The following is a 255-nucleotide window of genomic DNA, read 5'->3' as shown; positions in this document are numbered from 1 at the left end:
GCACAGGTAGCAATACTGGGTGGCGACCGGCAAACGGGTGCGGAACACGTACGCAACCTTCCTTTAAGCGGGGAATAGCCCAGAGAAATTTGGATTAATACCCCATAAGAATGTGATCTGGCATCAGATAGCATTTAAAGATTTATCACTTAAAGATGGGCGTGCGTCTGATTAGGTAGTTGGTGAGGTAACGGCTCACCAAGCCGACGATCAGTAACTGGCGTGAGAGCGCGACCAGTCACACGGGCACTGAGA

At 50.6% G+C, this 255-nt stretch carries 1 rRNA gene; it reads left to right on the top strand.

Annotated elements, in window-relative coordinates:
• Positions 1 to 255: ribosomal RNA gene (locus ACLHR0_RS31725) — 16S ribosomal RNA — on the top strand; the annotation flags it as partial.

Source organism: Chitinophaga sp. ARDCPP14, from assembly GCF_051362515.1.
Taxonomy (GTDB): domain Bacteria; phylum Bacteroidota; class Bacteroidia; order Chitinophagales; family Chitinophagaceae; genus Chitinophaga.
Note: the sequence above shows the minus strand (reverse complement) of the source record. Positions and strands in the feature narration are given on the sequence as shown.